The sequence below is a fragment of the Streptomyces sp. NPDC047917 genome, from assembly GCF_043204345.1.
Taxonomy (GTDB): domain Bacteria; phylum Actinomycetota; class Actinomycetes; order Streptomycetales; family Streptomycetaceae; genus Streptomyces; species Streptomyces sanglieri.
In genome coordinates this window covers 61,344-76,612 of the sequence record NZ_JBIDCA010000010.1, presented here as the reverse complement: position 1 = coordinate 76,612, position 15,269 = coordinate 61,344, and the positions used below count along the sequence as shown (strand labels likewise).

Annotated in this window: 12 protein-coding genes; 6 read left to right on the top strand and 6 right to left on the bottom strand. The window is 70.7% G+C overall.

The window, feature by feature from the left end:
* The first annotated feature begins 8 nt into the window (after positions 1 to 8).
* Positions 9 to 1,487, top strand: coding sequence for a rhamnulokinase family protein (locus ACGF8B_RS24290; RefSeq protein WP_392742192.1), 1,479 nt, complete (start codon positions 9 to 11; stop codon positions 1,485 to 1,487).
* 85 nt (positions 1,488 to 1,572) lie between these two features.
* Positions 1,573 to 3,036, top strand: coding sequence for an arabinose isomerase (locus tag ACGF8B_RS24285; protein ID WP_392742188.1), 1,464 nt, complete (start codon positions 1,573 to 1,575; stop codon positions 3,034 to 3,036).
* Positions 3,037 to 3,135: 99 nt separating this feature from the next.
* On the opposite strand, the gene ACGF8B_RS24280 is transcribed toward ACGF8B_RS24285, so the two are convergent.
* Positions 3,136 to 4,209, bottom strand: coding sequence for an enoyl-CoA hydratase/isomerase family protein (locus tag ACGF8B_RS24280; RefSeq protein WP_392742185.1), 1,074 nt, complete (start codon positions 4,207 to 4,209; stop codon positions 3,136 to 3,138).
* A 251-nt stretch (positions 4,210 to 4,460) separates the two neighbouring features.
* Between ACGF8B_RS24280 and ACGF8B_RS24275 the strand changes: the two genes are divergently transcribed.
* Positions 4,461 to 6,593: a SpoIIE family protein phosphatase gene (locus tag ACGF8B_RS24275; protein WP_392742183.1), complete on the top strand. Its 2,133-nt coding sequence runs from the start codon at positions 4,461 to 4,463 to the stop codon at positions 6,591 to 6,593.
* A gap of 102 nt (positions 6,594 to 6,695) precedes the next feature.
* Here ACGF8B_RS24275 and ACGF8B_RS24270 read toward each other — a convergent pair whose 3' ends face one another.
* The 4 genes from ACGF8B_RS24270 to ACGF8B_RS24255 all read right to left on the bottom strand — a co-directional run bounded on the left by ACGF8B_RS24270 (position 6,696) and on the right by ACGF8B_RS24255 (position 9,745).
* Positions 6,696 to 7,319 (bottom strand): LAETG motif-containing sortase-dependent surface protein, encoded by a 624-nt coding sequence (locus ACGF8B_RS24270; RefSeq protein ID WP_392742180.1) that lies wholly within the window; start codon positions 7,317 to 7,319, stop codon positions 6,696 to 6,698.
* A gap of 180 nt (positions 7,320 to 7,499) precedes the next feature.
* Complete coding sequence (locus ACGF8B_RS24265; RefSeq protein ID WP_392742178.1) at positions 7,500 to 7,988, bottom strand: GNAT family N-acetyltransferase; 489 nt, start codon at positions 7,986 to 7,988, stop codon at positions 7,500 to 7,502.
* A gap of 93 nt (positions 7,989 to 8,081) precedes the next feature.
* Positions 8,082 to 9,227: a DUF6397 family protein gene (locus ACGF8B_RS24260; RefSeq protein ID WP_392742175.1), complete on the bottom strand. Its 1,146-nt coding sequence runs from the start codon at positions 9,225 to 9,227 to the stop codon at positions 8,082 to 8,084.
* A gap of 104 nt (positions 9,228 to 9,331) precedes the next feature.
* Entirely contained in the window at positions 9,332 to 9,745 is a 414-nt protein-coding gene (locus ACGF8B_RS24255; RefSeq protein ID WP_392742172.1) for a roadblock/LC7 domain-containing protein, read from the bottom strand.
* Positions 9,746 to 10,017: 272 nt separating this feature from the next.
* On the opposite strand from ACGF8B_RS24255, the gene ACGF8B_RS24250 reads away from it, so the two are divergent.
* From ACGF8B_RS24250 to ACGF8B_RS24240, 3 genes are read left to right on the top strand one after another with little or no spacing between them, the layout of a single operon-like run.
* A complete protein-coding gene (locus tag ACGF8B_RS24250; RefSeq protein WP_392742169.1) occupies positions 10,018 to 10,383 on the top strand; it encodes an ArsR/SmtB family transcription factor in 366 nt (121 codons plus the stop codon).
* Positions 10,376 to 13,075: a magnesium-translocating P-type ATPase gene (gene mgtA / locus ACGF8B_RS24245; protein ID WP_392742167.1), complete on the top strand. Its 2,700-nt coding sequence runs from the start codon at positions 10,376 to 10,378 to the stop codon at positions 13,073 to 13,075. Before ACGF8B_RS24250 ends, mgtA begins: the two co-directional genes overlap by 8 nt.
* On the top strand, positions 13,072 to 13,647 hold the full coding sequence (locus ACGF8B_RS24240; RefSeq protein WP_392742164.1) for a GNAT family N-acetyltransferase: 576 nt from the start codon (positions 13,072 to 13,074) through the stop codon (positions 13,645 to 13,647). Before mgtA ends, ACGF8B_RS24240 begins: the two co-directional genes overlap by 4 nt.
* A 7-nt stretch (positions 13,648 to 13,654) precedes the next feature.
* On the opposite strand, the gene ACGF8B_RS24235 is transcribed toward ACGF8B_RS24240, so the two are convergent.
* The gene (locus ACGF8B_RS24235) at positions 13,655 to 15,094 is read right to left on the bottom strand and encodes an LCP family protein (protein ID WP_392742161.1); all 1,440 of its coding nucleotides are present in this window, start codon (positions 15,092 to 15,094) and stop codon (positions 13,655 to 13,657) included.
* Positions 15,095 to 15,269: the final 175 nt, after the last annotated feature.

Genomic DNA, 15,269 nt, shown 5'->3' with positions numbered 1-15,269 from the left:
AGATGGTCATGTCCGTGACGTCACAGAGCGACGCGACCTTCGCCGCCGTGGACCTCGGTGCCACCAGCGGGAGGGTGATCACCGGCCTGGCCGGGCCGGAAAGGCTCACGCTGACCGAGGTGCGCCGGTTCGCCAATACGCCGGTGCGGCTGCCGGACGGGCTGCGGTGGGACGTGCTCGCGCTGTACCAGGGGATGCTGGACGGTCTGCGGTCAGCCGCGCGAGGCGGTCCGATCACCTCGATCGGCATCGACACATGGGCGGTCGACTACGGCCTTCTCGATGCCGACGGGGCCCTGCTCGGGCTGCCCTTCCACTACCGCGACAGCCGGAACGGAACGGCGGCCGAGCAGGTGCTGGCGGTGTGCGGGGCGCAGGAGCTGTATGCAGTCGGAGGCTTGCAGTATCTGCCGTTCAACACCGTGTTCCAGCTGGCCGCGCACCGTACGAGTGCCCAGTGGGATTCGGCTCGGACGATGCTCCTCATCCCCGATCTGCTGACGAACTGGCTGACCGGCACGGTGGGGGCGGAGATCACCAATGCGTCGACGACCGGTCTGTTCGACGCGTCGGCCGGCACCTGGTCCGACGAGCTGATCGGCAGGCTGGGCCTGGAGCGCTCCTGGTTCCCGCCCCTGCGTGAGCCGGGTGACTCGGCGGGAGAGCTGCTGCCGCATGTCGCCGAGTACACGGGGCTGCCGTCCGGGACACCGGTGACGGCCGTGGCCTCGCACGACACGGCGTCGGCGGTCGCGGCGGTGCCCGCCACCGAGCCGGGGTTCGCCTACGTCTCCTGCGGTACGTGGTCGCTGGCCGGACTGGAGCTGGCGGCTCCGGTACTGACGGAGGAGTCCCGCGCGGCCGGCTTCACCAACGAGCGCGGGGTGGACGGTACCGTGCGCTATCTCCGCAACATCATGGGCATGTGGCTGCTGGAGGAGTGCCGCCGGACCTGGGACCTGCGGGGTGTCGCACCGGGCCTGGCCGAGCTGCTCGCTTCGGCGGCCCGGGCCCGGCCGTTCGCCGCGGTGATCGATCCTGACGACGAGGCGTTTCTCGCGCCGGGTGACATGCCGTCGCGGATCGACGCCCATCTCGTACGGACCGGGCAGGTCCCGCCCGACGGGCCGGGAGGCTATGTCCGGTGTGTACTGGAGAGCCTGGCGCTGGCCCATCGCAGGACGCTGTGGCAGGCCGCCTCCCTCGCGGGGCGGGAGCTGAGCCGGATCCACCTTGTCGGCGGGGGTTCACGCAATGAACTCCTCTGCCAGTGGACCGCTGATGCCACGGGGCTGCCCGTCACGGCCGGCCCGGCGGAGGCGACCGCGCTGGGCAACATCCTGCTGCAGGCGCGCGCCCATGGACTGGCGGGCGACCTCACGTCCATGCGACAACTGGTGGCACGGACCCAGGAGTTGCGCCACTACACCCCGCAGTGCGACCGGCGGGTCTGGGACCGGGCGGCCGCGAGGCTGGACCCGGGCTGAGCCGGTGCGGCCCCTGCCCTCGTCGGAGAACCGGGCACCCCTCCGGGAATCCCGGGTCTCCGACGGAACCGAAGGAAGGAAACTCATGACTGATGTCCCGCCCGCCGCGCTCGACGGTGTGCTCGCCCGTACCGCGCGCCGTCGTACCCGGATCGGTCTGGTGTCCGGCGGACTCGGTGCGTACTGGCCGCAGTTCCCCGGTCTTCTCGACCGGCTGCGGGAGTCGGCCCGCTTCGTGACCGGCCGGTTCGAGGAGATGGGCTGTGAGGTCGTCGACGCCGGTTTCATCTCCGATCCGCAGGAGGCGGCGACGGCCGCGGAACGGCTCCGCTCGGCCGACTGCGACATCGTCGTGACGTTTCTGACGACGTATCTGACCGCGTCGATGGTGCTGCCGATCGCCCAGCGGGCGCACGCTCCGGTGCTGGTCATCGATCTCCAGCCGACCGAGGCGATGGACCACCCGGACACCGATACGGGCAAGTGGCTGGCGTACTGCGGGCAGTGCCCGCTGCCGGAGATCGCCAATGTGTTCCGGCGCGGCGGCATCCCCTTCCGCTCCGTCTCGGGCCATCTGCGCGACGAGAACGCGTGGAACCGGATCCGCCGCTGGATCCGTGCCGCTCAGGTCCGCGCGGCACTGCGCCACGGCCGGCACGGCCTGATGGGCCACCTCTACCCCGGCATGCTCGACGTCTCCACCGACATGACGCTGGTCTCCACCCAGTTCGGCGGGCATGTCGAAGTCCTCGAATTCGACGACCTGCGGATCCGGGTCGCCGCCGTCACGGATGAGGCGGCCGCCGAACGGGTCGCGCTCGCGCGCAAGGTCTTCACCCTCGACGACTCGGTCGACGAGAACGATCTCGCGTGGGCCGCCCGCGTGTCGGTCGGGCTGGACCGGCTCGTGGAGGACTTCGCCCTCGACAGTCTCGCCTACTACCACCGCGGTCTGGAGGGCGAGATCCACGAGCGGCTCGGCGCCGGCATGATCCTCGGCGCGTCGCTGCTGACCGCGCGCGGCATCCCGATGGCGGGTGAGTACGAGCTTCGCACCAGCCTCGCCATGCTGATCGCCGACACCATCGGCGCCGGAGGCTCCTTCACCGAACTCCAGGCCCTCAATTTCCGGGACCGGGTGGTGGAGATGGGCCACGACGGTCCGGCCCACCTCGCCATCAGCGCCGAGGATCCGCTGTTGCGCGGACTCGGCGTCTACCACGGCAAACGCGGGTGGGGCGTGAGCGTGGAATTCGACGTCAGGCACGGACCGGTCACCACGTTCGGCGTCGGGCAGGAGGCCGACGGGACCCTCACCTTCATCGCCTCCGAGGGCGAGGTGGTGCCCGGGCCGCTGCTGGAGATCGGCAACACCACCTCGCGGGTCGACTTCGGTTTCGACCCGGGCGAGTGGACCGATGCCTGGTCCGCGACCGGCATCGGTCACCACTGGACGCTGTGCACCGGCCATCGCGCCAAGGACCTCAGGGCCGCGGCCGACCTGCTCGGCGTCCCGTTCCGCACGGTCGACGGGCCGAACGACCTCTGATTCCCGAACGTGGCCCGCCGCCCCTCCGAGTGCGACCGCCGCCCCTCCGAGTGCGACCGCCGCCCCTCCGAGTGCGACCGCCGCCCCTCCGGGTGCGACTCAGTCCGTCGATCCGGAGGTGGTGGCCAGGCCGAGTTCGCGGTCGCCGAGCGGGGCGAAGAAGAGTGCGACATCGGCGTCGGCGACCCCGGCGAGAGCCGCCGGGCTCCACCGCGGGTCGCGGTCCTTGTCGATGATCCGGGCGCGCACGCCCTCCACGAAGTCGGGCCTGGTGAAGGCGGTGCACGAAGTCCGGTACTCCTGGTCGAGCACCGCCTCCAGGCTGCCGATCCGGCGCGCCCTGCGCAGAGCCGAGAGAGTCACCTTGAGCGAGGTGGGCGACTTGGTCAGGATGGTTTCGGCGGCCTGCTTGGCGGCAGGAACACCGCTGTTGTCGAGCCGCTCGACGATCTCCTCCACCGAGGCCGCCCCGTAGCAGGCGTCGATCCACTCGCGGTGTGCGGCCAGTTCACCCTCCGGTGCCGGTGAGGCGTACCGCAGCACCGTCTCCTCGATTTCGGCGGCGGTGCCGCAGCCGGCCAGGTCCGCGGTGAGTTCGGCGAGCCGCCGCGAGGGTACGAAGTGGTCGGCGAGGCCGCACAGCAGCGCATCGCCCGCGCCGACCGCTTCCGCGGTGAGCGCCAGGTGGGTGCCCAGCTCACCGGGCGCCGCACCGAGCAGGTGGGTGCCGCCGACGTCGGGGACGAATCCGATGCCGGTCTCGGGCATGGCGATCCGGGAGCGCTCGGTGACGATACGCACGTCACCGTGGGCCGAGACTCCTACGCCGCCGCCCATCACGATGCCGTCCATGATCGCGACGTAGGGCTTGGGGAATCGGGCAATGCGGGCGTTGAGCCGGTATTCGTCGCGCCAGAAGTCCATCGACTCGCTGCCGCCGGCCCGGGCGTCCTCGTAGATGGACCGGATGTCGCCGCCCGCGCAGAGTCCCCGCTCGCCCGCCCCGGTGATCAGGACCGCGATGACCGAGTCGTCGTGCTCGGCTTCGGCGAGTGCTTCGGTGAGGCGCGCCACCATGGCGTGATTCAGCGCGTTGAGGGCACGTGGGCGGTTCAGCGTGATGTGCCGGACGCGTCCTTCGGTGTGCAGCAGAACTGGATCTTCGTGGTTCATGGATGCGCTCCGGTCAGCCCCTGTGCCGTATCGACCGCCGATCGCGGACGATCTTCCGCTGCCATTCTGCGGGGCGGGGCCGGCGTAGGAACAGCAGGGTCCGGAGTCCGCACGGCCCGCCCGATCCCGTCTTCCGGCCGGATTTCGCCGGGTTTCCGCTGTGGCAACCTGCTGGAAGCGGCTCGACAATTGAGTCACCCCGTACGGGCCGCGCCGCCCGGCAGCCCCGCCCGGCGACCTCCGGAGCAGGAATGACCGATCACGACCAGCAACCGAGCACCTCCGTCCCGCCTCGCCCGCTGATCGAGAAGACGCACAACGGCGAGATCGCGACGGCTCAGCGGCTTGCCATGAACCGGATGGGGAGCTTCGAGTGGGATGTGGAGGCGGGGACGCTCGACATGGACGATGCCGGGCTGCTGGTGTTCGGCCTCGATCCGCAGGCCTTCGATTCACGGCCCGAAACCGTACTCGCCCGCCTGGAACAGTCGGAGCGGAACCGTCTCGATGTGGCGATCGACGAGGCGATCAAGAGCGGTCGCAGTTCGTACAGCGTCCATTTCCGGGTGCCGATGGACAACGGCAGGGAGCAGTGGACCCACATCCAGGCACGGATACTGCGCGCCGACGACGGCCGGGCGCACCGGATCGTCGGGGTGGTTCAGGACGCCACCGCGGAAGTCACCCATTCGGCCTTCGTGCTCGATCTGGAAAAGCGGCGGCAGCGACAGACCAGCATCGTTGAACGCACAACGAGCGCGCTGTCACGTGCGGTGACCGTAGACGACGTCACCGCTGCGCTCACCGGACCGGGCGGGCTCGCCCGGCTCGGGGCGGACGGTCTCTCGCTGGCCCTGGTGGAGAACACCACGCTGAGCGTCATCGCCCTGAGCGGCGACTCGGCGGAGGCGGTCGACGGACTCGGGGACGCCGGGCTGGACCGGCGGTTCCCCCTGGCGGACACCGTACTCAGCGGCCGGCCCCGCTTCCTGACCTCGGTCTCGGCTCTCACCCACCGCTACCCGGTGCTGGCCCCCTCAGCCGGCCGGCTGAGGTTCCGGGCCGCCGCCTATCTGCCGCTCGTGGCCCAGGCCCGTCCCCTCGGCACACTGGCGCTCTTCTACCGCGAGAACACGTCCTTCAACGCGGACGAGCGCAATCTGTGTCTGGGGCTGGCCGCCATCGTGGCGCAGTCCCTCCAGCGCGCGAAGCTCTTCGACGAGGAGCGCGAATTCGCCACCGGGCTCCAGGCCGCGATGCTGCCGCGGCGGATCCAGGAGATCGAGGGCGGCGAGATCGCCGTGCGCTACCACGCCGCCTGGAGCGGACGTCAGGTCGGCGGTGACTGGTACGACGTGATCGCGCTGCCCAAGGACCGGTTCGGGATCGTGGTCGGTGACGTACAGGGGCACGACACGCACGCCGCCGCCATCATGGGCCAGTTGCGCATCGCCCTGCGCGCGTACGCCGGCGAGGGGCACCCTCCCTCGACGGTACTGGCCCGGGCCTCGCGCTTCCTCGCCGAGCTGGACACGGACCGCTTCGCGACCTGTACGTACGCCCAGGTCGATCTCGCGTCGGGCACGGTGCGTGTGGTCCGCGCCGGACATCTGGGCCCGCTGATCCGGCACATGGACGGGCGGGTCGGCAGCCCCCAGGTGCGCGGCGGAATGCCGCTGGGCATCTCGACCGACTTCGAGGACGAGGAGTTCCCGGAGACCCGGCTGGACCTGGTTCCGGGCGAGACGCTGGTTCTGTACACCGATGGACTGGTGGAAGAGCCGGGCGCCGACATCGATACGGGGTTGCAGGCCTTGATCCATGAGGTGAGCGCGGGGCCGGAGAGCGCCCAGGCGCTGGCCGACCATCTCTCGGACCGGCTCTGGGAGCGTTGGGGTTCGGGGGACGATGTGGCTCTGCTGGTCCTTCGGCGCAGCCCGGACCCCGGTTCGCCAAGGGCACCGCGGCTGCACCAGTACGTTCACCAGGCGGACCCCGAGGGCCTTTCCGACGCCCGGAACATCGTGCGCCAGGCCCTGACCGACTGGGACATGGCCGAACTCGCCGACGACGCCGAGCTGGTGACCGGGGAACTGCTGGTGAACGTCCTGCTGCACACGGAGGGCGGCGCGGTCCTCACGCTGGAGGTGCTGCCGGAACCGGTCCGGCGGGTCCGCCTCTCCGTCCAGGACCGCTCCAGTGCCTGGCCGAGACGGCGCAGTCCGGGCGAAACCGCGACATCGGGCCGGGGGCTGCTGCTGCTGGATGCCGTCGCCACGCGCTGGGGCATCGAGCCTCGCGGCGAGGGCAAGGCGGTCTGGTGCGAGATCGGGCCCTCGGGGCCGCCCGTCGTCGCTGCCCGGCCGGCCGGGCAGCAGGTGTGATGGCGTATCGAAGTCCGTGCCGCCGCACGCGCCGGGCGTGCGGCGGCACGGACACGACCGGTGGTCCCGGCACAGCCTGTGTCAGGACCACCGGCTCATGCGTCAGTGCTGTACGGTACGGCGCTTGCGCACGGACCACATGATGCCGCCGCCCGCCAGCAGCACGGCCACGGCCGCTCCGGCGATGACCGGGGTGGCGGACGAGGAACCCGTCTCGGCCAGGTCCGGCGAGCTCGGGCTCGGGGTGGCCACGGCGGGCGCGGACGTCGAGGGCTCCTCGCTGGGCTTGGTACTCGCGGTCGGCGGCTCGGTGGAGGGTGCCGACGACGGGGTGCCCGCGGACGGAGCGGGCGGCGGGGTGGTGGCGTCCTCGCACACGGGTGCCGACTTGGTCTCGTCGCGCGAGAAGTTGTCACCGTCGCCGGCCTTGACGACGAGGTGGACCGTGAGCTCCTTGTCGTGCTTGGGCAGCTCCAGCTTCTTGTGGAACTCCCTGCCGAAGGACTCGGTGGGCAGGAGGTCCTTGCCGTCGACAGTGACGGTCACCTGGTTGGTGACCTTGCTGTTGTAGGCGGTCAGGTCAAGGCTCACCTCGGAGCAGGTCACGGCCCAGGTGGGGGTGTGGGCTGCGGCCGGGCCGGCGGTGAGCACCGCGCCGGTCAGGCCGACGACCGCGGCGGCTGCGAGCGTTCCCGCAGCACGCAACGATCTCCTGGGTATGGTCATGGATTCTTCCTCCGCATGTGTTTCATCGCCCGAATGGCGGTGGGGCGCAGAGTACTGCCCTCGCCGACACCTCCCGCACCCACCCCACGAGGCACCTGCGGCAGCAACTGCCCACACATCACCACGGCTTCGGACATGACGGACACACTACGGACTGCAGAGCGAGCGGCGATGCCGTTGTCAGAGGCGGCAGTGCATGATGTGCAGCCCGACGAAGCCCCGTTGCGGGTGGTCGAATCCCTCCGGGAGCGTTCCGAGGATCTCGAATCCGAGCGAGCGGTAGAGCCTGACGGCGTGGACGTTGGTCTCGACCACCGCGTTGAACTGCATGGCACGGAAGCCCGACGTGCGAGCCCAGTCCAGGGTGTACTCGCACAGGGCCCGGCCGACGCCCTGACCCGAATGCTTGGGGTCGACCATGTAACTGGCACTCGCGATGTGCGAGCCATTGCCCATGTGGTTGGTGTTCATCTTGGCGGTGCCGAGGACGGTCCCGTCGTCGTCGACCGCGACGACCGTGCGGTTGGGAGACTCCAGGAGCCACCAGGAGCGGGCCTCTCCTTCGCCGAGATCGAGTGGGTAGGTGAAGGTTTCGCCCGCTGCGACGATTTCGTGGAAGAAGGGCCAGATGGCGGGCCAGTCCTCGGTGGTGGCTTCCCTGATCAGCATGGAGACAGGATGCCGGTGCCGCTACCGCTCCGCGAGCTCTTTTCCTCCGTCCGGCACCCGACCATCGGAGTGCGTCCAGGGGCATCATCCTCATCACCCGGCGAACGGCGCACGCCTTGGCGGGGATTGCCGACGGCCCGCCTTCCTGCTTGTGCGCCTGCGCAGACCGATCCGGGCAAGCAGGCCGACCACTGCTTCCGCTGCGCCCGTCGGCGCCTGGACGGGGTCGGGCTCCGGGCATGGACCCGGCGGGGCAGAAGAAGGGGCCCCAGGAACGAGGTCGCACTCCGGACCGGACCTGGCCCCGGACCTGACGTCGGCATCGGCATCGGCATCGGCATCGGCATCGGCATCGGCATCGGCATCGGCACGAGAATCCGGGGCGGGCGCACGCTCGCCCACCGGAGTCGGGAAGGCACGCCGATCGCCGCCCGGACGCGGTGCCGGCCGTACCTCCCGGGCGTTGTCCAGCTCCATGATCAGGTTCACCCGCCGCCACAACAGCTCGTCCGGCTCATCCGCTCTCATCAGATGCGCCATGGTCTCCCGCGCCCACACCGGACCGGTCGGCCCGAAGGCAGGATCGGGTCGGAGCCGGGCGAGGTACGCGCGTTCGTACGGATCATCGACCACCTCCGCCAACTGCACCGGGTCCAGCGTGTCCGCGAGCACGGCCACTCGGGCCCACGGGTCCTCCGTGAGGCTCAACAGCCGTTCGACCCGGTGTGAACGCCAGTTGCCCGCCCGGCAGTCGGCACCGCCCTCCAGCCGGTCGCGCAGCCAGCCCGGACTCCTGCCGGTCAGAAGCTGCGGTTCCCGGGCGGCGAACCCCGCGAGCTCGTCGGCGAGATAGAGCCAGACGATCGCCCGGTACCGGTTGAGGTAGAAGGTGACGGGTGTGAGGCATCCCGCGCGGGCGAACCTGGTGAAGCGGTCCGGACTGATCCCGAGCCGCCGGGCACCCTCTGCCGTACCGACCGTGCGCACCCGCTCCCTCAGCGTCTTGGGGAATCCGTCCTGCGACCGGAGCCGCTCGATCTCGTCACGGCCGACCCTCGGCCGCCCACCGCCCTGCGGCATCATCAGGCGGATCAGCCCCAGGTGTACGGCGATCGCGAACTCTCCGCGTTTCAAGCCGAGTTCCCCCGCTGCCGTGCCCACCGCCATCGCGCTTGCGGCGGGCTCGCCCACCGCTGTCGGGCCGGCGGTGGGCATGCACACGTCTTCAGCAACAGTCATGACACTCTCCCCCGTGAGGCTCAGTCACTCTCTGTGAGCACCGTAACCCGGAAGAGAATCCATCCGCTCGGCCTGTGGACAACCCCCGCGGCCTGATCACCGGATCAGGGGCGGTCGGCCCCCTCGCCCGCCGCCTGCCGCGCGGCGACACTCAGATGTTCACCGACCCTGTTGACCAGCAGTGTCATCTCGTAGGCGACCTGGCCGACATCGGCCTCCGCCTCGCTCAGCACACAAAGACAGCTGCCGTCCCCCGCCGCCGTCACGAACAGGAGTGCCTCGTCGAACTCCACCATGGTCTGGCGGGCCTTCCCGGCCCGGAAGTGGCGGCCCGATCCGCGGGCCAGACTGTGCAGCCCGGACGAGACCGCGGCGAGATGCTCGGCGTCCTCGCGGGCCAGCCCGGTACTCGCGCCGGTCACCAGTCCGTCGTTCGACAGCACCAGCGCGTGCCGTATGTATTCGACCCTGCTCGTCAGGTCGTCAAGGAGCCAGTCGAGTCCCCTGTCCAGCGCCATTCCCCGCTCCTCCCCGCTCATACGTTCCCCGTGCCCCGTTGCCGTAAGCCTTGCGCACTGGTCACTCGGGGGCAAGCACTCCTTCGTCATGTGGCTTGGTCCGGGCCCCATATCGGGCGATGGAGGAGCATGGTGATGTGACAGGTCCGGCTCGTTCGCCGCGCGGACCGGTCCGCAGTCCGCCCGTCCTCGCCGGGGACCGTATCTCTCCGGCGCCTACACTGAAGACTTCGGGTGCGAGGAATCGAGCCACGCGGACAGGGAGAGCAAGAGTGTCGAGAGCTGCCGACGGCGGTTTCGAGGATCCGCCCGCGGAGGTACTGGCGGAGGCCGCAGCGGCCTTCGGCCTGCTGGCGACGCCCGCGCGGTTGCACATCGTATGGGCCCTGTCCCAGGGTGAGAGCGATGTGACCGGACTCGCGGACCGGGTGGGCGGCACCCTTCCTTCGGTGAGCCAGCATCTGACGAAGCTCAAACTGGCTGGGCTTGTACGGTCCCGGCGCGAGGGCCGCCGCCAGGTGTACCTGGTCGACGATCCCGATGTGGTGACCGTCGTCCGGCTGATGGTCGGCCAGCTCGTGGAGCGTGCCGGACAGGCGCCCGCACAGTCCTCACGCCTCCGTGGGCTCGGTGCCTGAGAGCAGTGCCGCCGCAGGTCCCGGCAGCACCCACGACCCCGATGGCCCCTCCGCCGCCGTCGTGCCGTTGGCGGCCGCGACCGCCCGGCGAGGCGCCACCCACGACACCGCGGCTGCCGCACCGACCTCTCTCCAGGTGCTGCGTTCACTGGACAGCGGACCGAGAGGGTTGCTGGAGGAACAGGCTGGTGAGCGGCTGGCGCGCTACGGCGAGAACACACTGCCGGCCTGGCGTCCGGTCTCCTGGCCCCGCCGTTTCCTGCGCAGTCTGCGCGATCCGTTCACCTCGGTCCTGCTGTGTCTCGGCCTGGTCTCGGCGGCGGTCGCCTCGTGGGGCACGGCGTGCGTGACGCTCGTGCTCGTGGTCGTCAGCTGTCTGCTGCGTTCCGCGGAGGAGCACCGGGCCGACCGGTCCACGGCCGCGCTGCGGCAGCTGGTGGCGACCACCGCGACCGTGCTGCGCCGTACGGACGCGGATGCCACGCCGTACGCCCGTGAGCTGCCCGTCGGGGAACTGGTGCCGGGTGATGTGATCCGGCTCGGTCCGGGTGATCTCGTACCCGCCGATGTGCGGCTGTTGCGTGCCAGTGGCCTGACCGTTCATCAGTCGGCGCTCACCGGCGAATCGGTGCCGGTCGCGAAGCGCCCCGTGGACACTCCGCCGGGATTCCGCGCCGCCGGCGACGGGAGCGACGCCGAGGAAGGGCCGTTCGCCCGGCCGGAGCTGTGTTTCCAGGGCAGCAGCGTGGCGTCCGGAAGCGGTACGGCGGTGGTGACGGCGACGGGCGCGAAGACCAGGTTCGCGGCCGCGTACGACGGATCGGCTCGCCGCCGCGGTACCAGTGCCTTCGACCGTTCTGTGCACGGGATCTCCTGGACGCTGATCCGCTTCATGCTGCTCACTCCGCCCCTGGTGCTGATGGCCAACGCGGCACTGCGGGGCCGGGGTCTGGAGACGCTGCCGTTCGCCGTCGCGGTGGCTGTCGGGCTGACGCCGGAAATGCTGCCGGTGATCGTGACAACGGCGCTGGCCAGGGGCGCTTCGCTGCTCGCCGGGAACCACGGGGTGATCGTCAAGCGGCTGCCCGCGCTGCACGACCTCGGTGCGATCGACGTGCTGTGCGTGGACAAGACCGGAACCCTCACCCAGGACCGGCCAGTCCTGGAGAGCTCCCTGAACGCTGCGGGCCGTCCCGATCCGGCGGCGCTCCACTGGGCCGCGGTCAACGCGCTGTGGACGCTGCAACTGGCCGATCTGCCTGCCCCCGACGCACTCGACGAGGCGGTGCTGGACGCGGCCGAGGAGCGGGAGGAACCGCTGTCCGCGTACGACGGCGTCGCCGCGCTGCCGTTCGATCCGGTGCGCCGTCTCGCCACCGCGGTGGTCCGCCGCCCCGGGAAGCTCGGTGTGCACACGCTCGTGACCAAGGGAGCCGTCGAGGCGGTGCTCGAACGGTGTGCGCTGGACGAGGCCGAACGGACCCGGCTGGGCGAACTCGCCGCCCGCGAGACCGCGAACGGCCTGCGGCTGCTCGCCGTGGCCCACGCCGAGCGCCCGGCCAGGCCGCGTCCGTACACCACGGCCGACGAGAGGGGGCTGACCTTTCTCGGCTTCGTCACTCTGCGGGACGCGCTCACACCGAGCGCGGCGGATGCCCTCGACGCGCTGAAGGGGCGCGGCATCGCGGTCAAGGTCCTCACCGGCGACGATCCCGGCACCGTCGCCCGTGCCTGCCGGGATCTCGGCCTCGACCCGGGCGAGGTCCTGTCCGCGGACCGGATCGACGCGCTGCCGGACGAGGCGCTGGCAAAGGCCGCCGACCGGGTCACGGTCTTCGCGCGCTGCACGCCGGAGCACAAGGCACGGATCGTGTCCGCTCTGCGCACGGGCGGGCGGACCACCGGGTTCCTCGGCGACGGGGTCAACGATCTGCCCGCGATGCACGCGGCGGATGTCGGCATCTGTCCGCGCAACGCGGTCGATGTGGCGCGGGAGACCGCGGATGTGGTTCTTGCCGAGAAGGACCTCGCGGCCATCATTCACGCGATCACCGCGGGCCGGCACTCCAGCGGGAACATCGCCACGTATCTGCGCATCACGCTCTCGTCGAACCTCGGCAACGTCATCGCGATGCTCGCCGCGGGGCTGATGCTGCCGTTCCTGCCGATGCTTCCGGCGCAGGTCCTGGTGCAGAACCTGTGCTTCGACGTCGCGCAGCTCGCGTTCGCCTTCGACCGGCCCGCTTCCGCGGTGCTGCGGTGGCCCACGGTGCTGCGTCCGCGCGACTTCCTCCGCTTCATCACGGGCTTCGGTCTGCTGAACGCCACCGCCGACCTGGCGACGTTCGCGGTGCTGGCCGTCGCCCTGCACGGTTCCGCGGCGTCGGGCGGGCAGGACGCCTTCCACTCCGGGTGGTTCACCGAGAACCTGCTGACCCAGGCCCTGGTGATGCTGCTGCTCCGTACGGGCGGACGAGTCGCCGGCGGTGGGGGCGGCGGGCCGCTGCGGGTGGCCGCGTGCGGTCTCGCCGTGGTCGGCCTGCTGCTGCCGCTCACCCCGCTCGGTGGGCTGCTGGGCATGAGCGCGCTGCCGCCGCTCTACTACCTGTTGCTGGCGACGGTGCTGGCCCTGTACGCATACGGCCTGCGGGCGGCCCGGACCCGCTACGAGCGGAAGTGGAGCCGATCATGAGCCCGTCTCCTGTCGAACGCCGGGAGACGCGCGGCGAGGCCGGCACCGGTCTCGGTGACGGGCCGGTTGTGCGTGCCCGTCGCGCCACGCTCGACGACGTGCCGGCCCTGGTCCGTCTGCGCGGGCTGATGCTGGACGGTATGGGTGTGGAGACGGGTGGCGCGGACGCGCCGTGGCGGGCGGCCTCCGCGCAGTGGTTCGCCGACCGGTTGCGCCGGCCCGTCGAGTTCGCCGCGTTCCTGGTCGACAACCCCGTGCTCGGCGTCGTCGCCGGCGCGGTCGGGACGTGTGACGCGCACGCCCCGGGCCCGGCGAACCTCAGCGGTCTGCAGGGGCACGTCTCCAATGTCAGCACCGATCCCCGACGGCGCCGGCTGGGGCACGCCCGGGTCTGCCTCGACGCCCTGCTCGGCTGGTTCCGCGAGGAGGCCGGAGTCACGGTGGTCAATCTCAACGCCACCGAGGACGGGGCCGCGCTGTACGAGTCGTACGGCTTCGCGGCTCCCCGCCACCCGGTGTTGCAGCTCCGGACGGCCGGGACGCCGCGCCGAGCGCCGTCGTCCCGCTGCTGATGGCCGGTCAGCCGTACGTGAGGTCGGCGCAGGGGTCGTCGTCGGCCGACCGGGCCTCGTCGGCGACGGCGGAAGGAACGGTCGAGGGGGTCGGCGCCCCGGCGGAGGCCGTGGGGTTCTGTGCGTAGTCGCTGCCCAGGATCACCTGGATCCCTGCGGTAGCCGACTCCGACGTCCGGGCGCCCGGGAAGAGCCGGGCGGTGGTGGCCGCCTGGTCCTTCAGGCCCGGCCCGTACTCGATGACGGTGGAGGTCCGGTCCTGGCTGCTCGCCGTGGCCGTGGTGGTGATGGTGAAGTCCCGGGAGCGCAGGAGTTCGGCCGCCTGGGCTGCGAGCCCCCTGACCGTGGTTCCGTTGTAGACGGCGACGCTGATTCCCTTGCCGGAGACCGGGGCGTCCGCCGTGGGGGACGCCGAGCGGCCGGCCTTGCCGTCGCCCCGGTCCGAGGACTTGCCCGAACCCTTGGCGCTGGCGTCCTTGCCGTCGACCGTACGGTCGGCCCTCAGCGCGGCCCAGAGCGCGTCGGCGTCCGGCTCCACGATGGCGACGCGGGCCCCCTCGTAACGCCAGGGGACGGTTACGAACTTGGTGTTGTGCAGGTCGATCTTCTTCATCGACAGGGCGAACGACAGCAGCCGCTCGGCCGATCCGAGTCCGGGGTCGACGGTCATCGCGTCGGTCGCCGCGTTGGCCAGGGGCAGCAGCGTGGTGGGGTTCAGTCCCTGGGACTTGACCTTCTTGATGAGGGAGGCGACGAAGGCCTGCTGCCGCTTGATGCGCCCTATGTCCGAGCCGTCGCCGATGCCGTGCCGCAGCCGGACGTAGTCGAGCGCCTGCTGACCGGAGACGGTCTGGGGCCCCTTCGTGAAGATCTTGGCCCCTCGGGTGGTCCGCTTCGGGCTGAGGTCGCGCTGGTAGATGTCCTGCGGCAGGCACACCGGCACGCCGCCGACCGCCGAGGTCAGTGACGAGAATCCGGCGAAGTCGATGACGAGTGTGTGGTCGACGCGCAGGCCGGTGAGGTGTTCGACGGTGTTCTGGGTGCAGGCCGGGTTCCCCTCGGCCGTCTCACCCACCGAGAACGCCCCGTTGAACATGACGGCGTGCTGCGGGGCGGTCCACTTGCCGTCGCGCCCCTTGCAGGCCGGGATGTCGACCAGTGCGTCACGCGGAATGGACACGGCGACCGAGTGCCTGTGATCGCCGTAGACATGGAGAAGGAACGCGGTGTCGGAGCGTCCCACCTCGCCCGTGCCGCCGCCGAGCCTGCTGTTGTCGCCGGAACGCGAGTCCGATCCGATGACCAGGACGTTCTGCCCCTGCGAGGAGTCCGGCGGCCGGTTGTCGGAGATGCCGTCCGCGCTGAAGGTGTCGATGCTGCCGCCGAGTTCGAGGTAGACCCAGCCGACTCCGGCGACCAGCAGCACGAGGAACGACAGCCCGAACATGGCTGTCCGGCGCAGGCGCCCGGCCCTTCCCCTGCCCGGTCCCGCTTTGCGACTTGCCGTCATCGGCCACCCCGTCCGTCCGGTTCCCATGAGGGAAGACGTGCTCCGCCGCCCCATGGTTGTACAGTTGCGCAATGTAGCAAGTATTGATGTTCGAACCGATCATCGGACCTGC

What these genes read in the sequence shown, in the direction of transcription:
- ACGF8B_RS24290 (WP_392742192.1), top strand. Translation starts at nt 9, where the DNA reads ATGTCCGTGACGTCACAGAGCGACGCGACCTTCGCCGCCGTGGACCTC.
- ACGF8B_RS24285 (WP_392742188.1), top strand. Translation starts at nt 1,573, where the DNA reads ATGACTGATGTCCCGCCCGCCGCGCTCGACGGTGTGCTCGCCCGTACC.
- ACGF8B_RS24280 (WP_392742185.1), bottom strand. Translation starts at nt 4,209, where the DNA reads ATGAACCACGAAGATCCAGTTCTGCTGCACACCGAAGGACGCGTCCGG.
- ACGF8B_RS24275 (WP_392742183.1), top strand. Translation starts at nt 4,461, where the DNA reads ATGACCGATCACGACCAGCAACCGAGCACCTCCGTCCCGCCTCGCCCG.
- ACGF8B_RS24270 (WP_392742180.1), bottom strand. Translation starts at nt 7,319, where the DNA reads ATGACCATACCCAGGAGATCGTTGCGTGCTGCGGGAACGCTCGCAGCC.
- ACGF8B_RS24265 (WP_392742178.1), bottom strand. Translation starts at nt 7,988, where the DNA reads ATGCTGATCAGGGAAGCCACCACCGAGGACTGGCCCGCCATCTGGCCC.
- ACGF8B_RS24260 (WP_392742175.1), bottom strand. Translation starts at nt 9,227, where the DNA reads ATGACTGTTGCTGAAGACGTGTGCATGCCCACCGCCGGCCCGACAGCG.
- ACGF8B_RS24255 (WP_392742172.1), bottom strand. Translation starts at nt 9,745, where the DNA reads ATGGCGCTGGACAGGGGACTCGACTGGCTCCTTGACGACCTGACGAGC.
- ACGF8B_RS24240 (WP_392742164.1), top strand. Translation starts at nt 13,072, where the DNA reads ATGAGCCCGTCTCCTGTCGAACGCCGGGAGACGCGCGGCGAGGCCGGC.
- ACGF8B_RS24235 (WP_392742161.1), bottom strand. Translation starts at nt 15,094, where the DNA reads ATGTTCGGGCTGTCGTTCCTCGTGCTGCTGGTCGCCGGAGTCGGCTGG.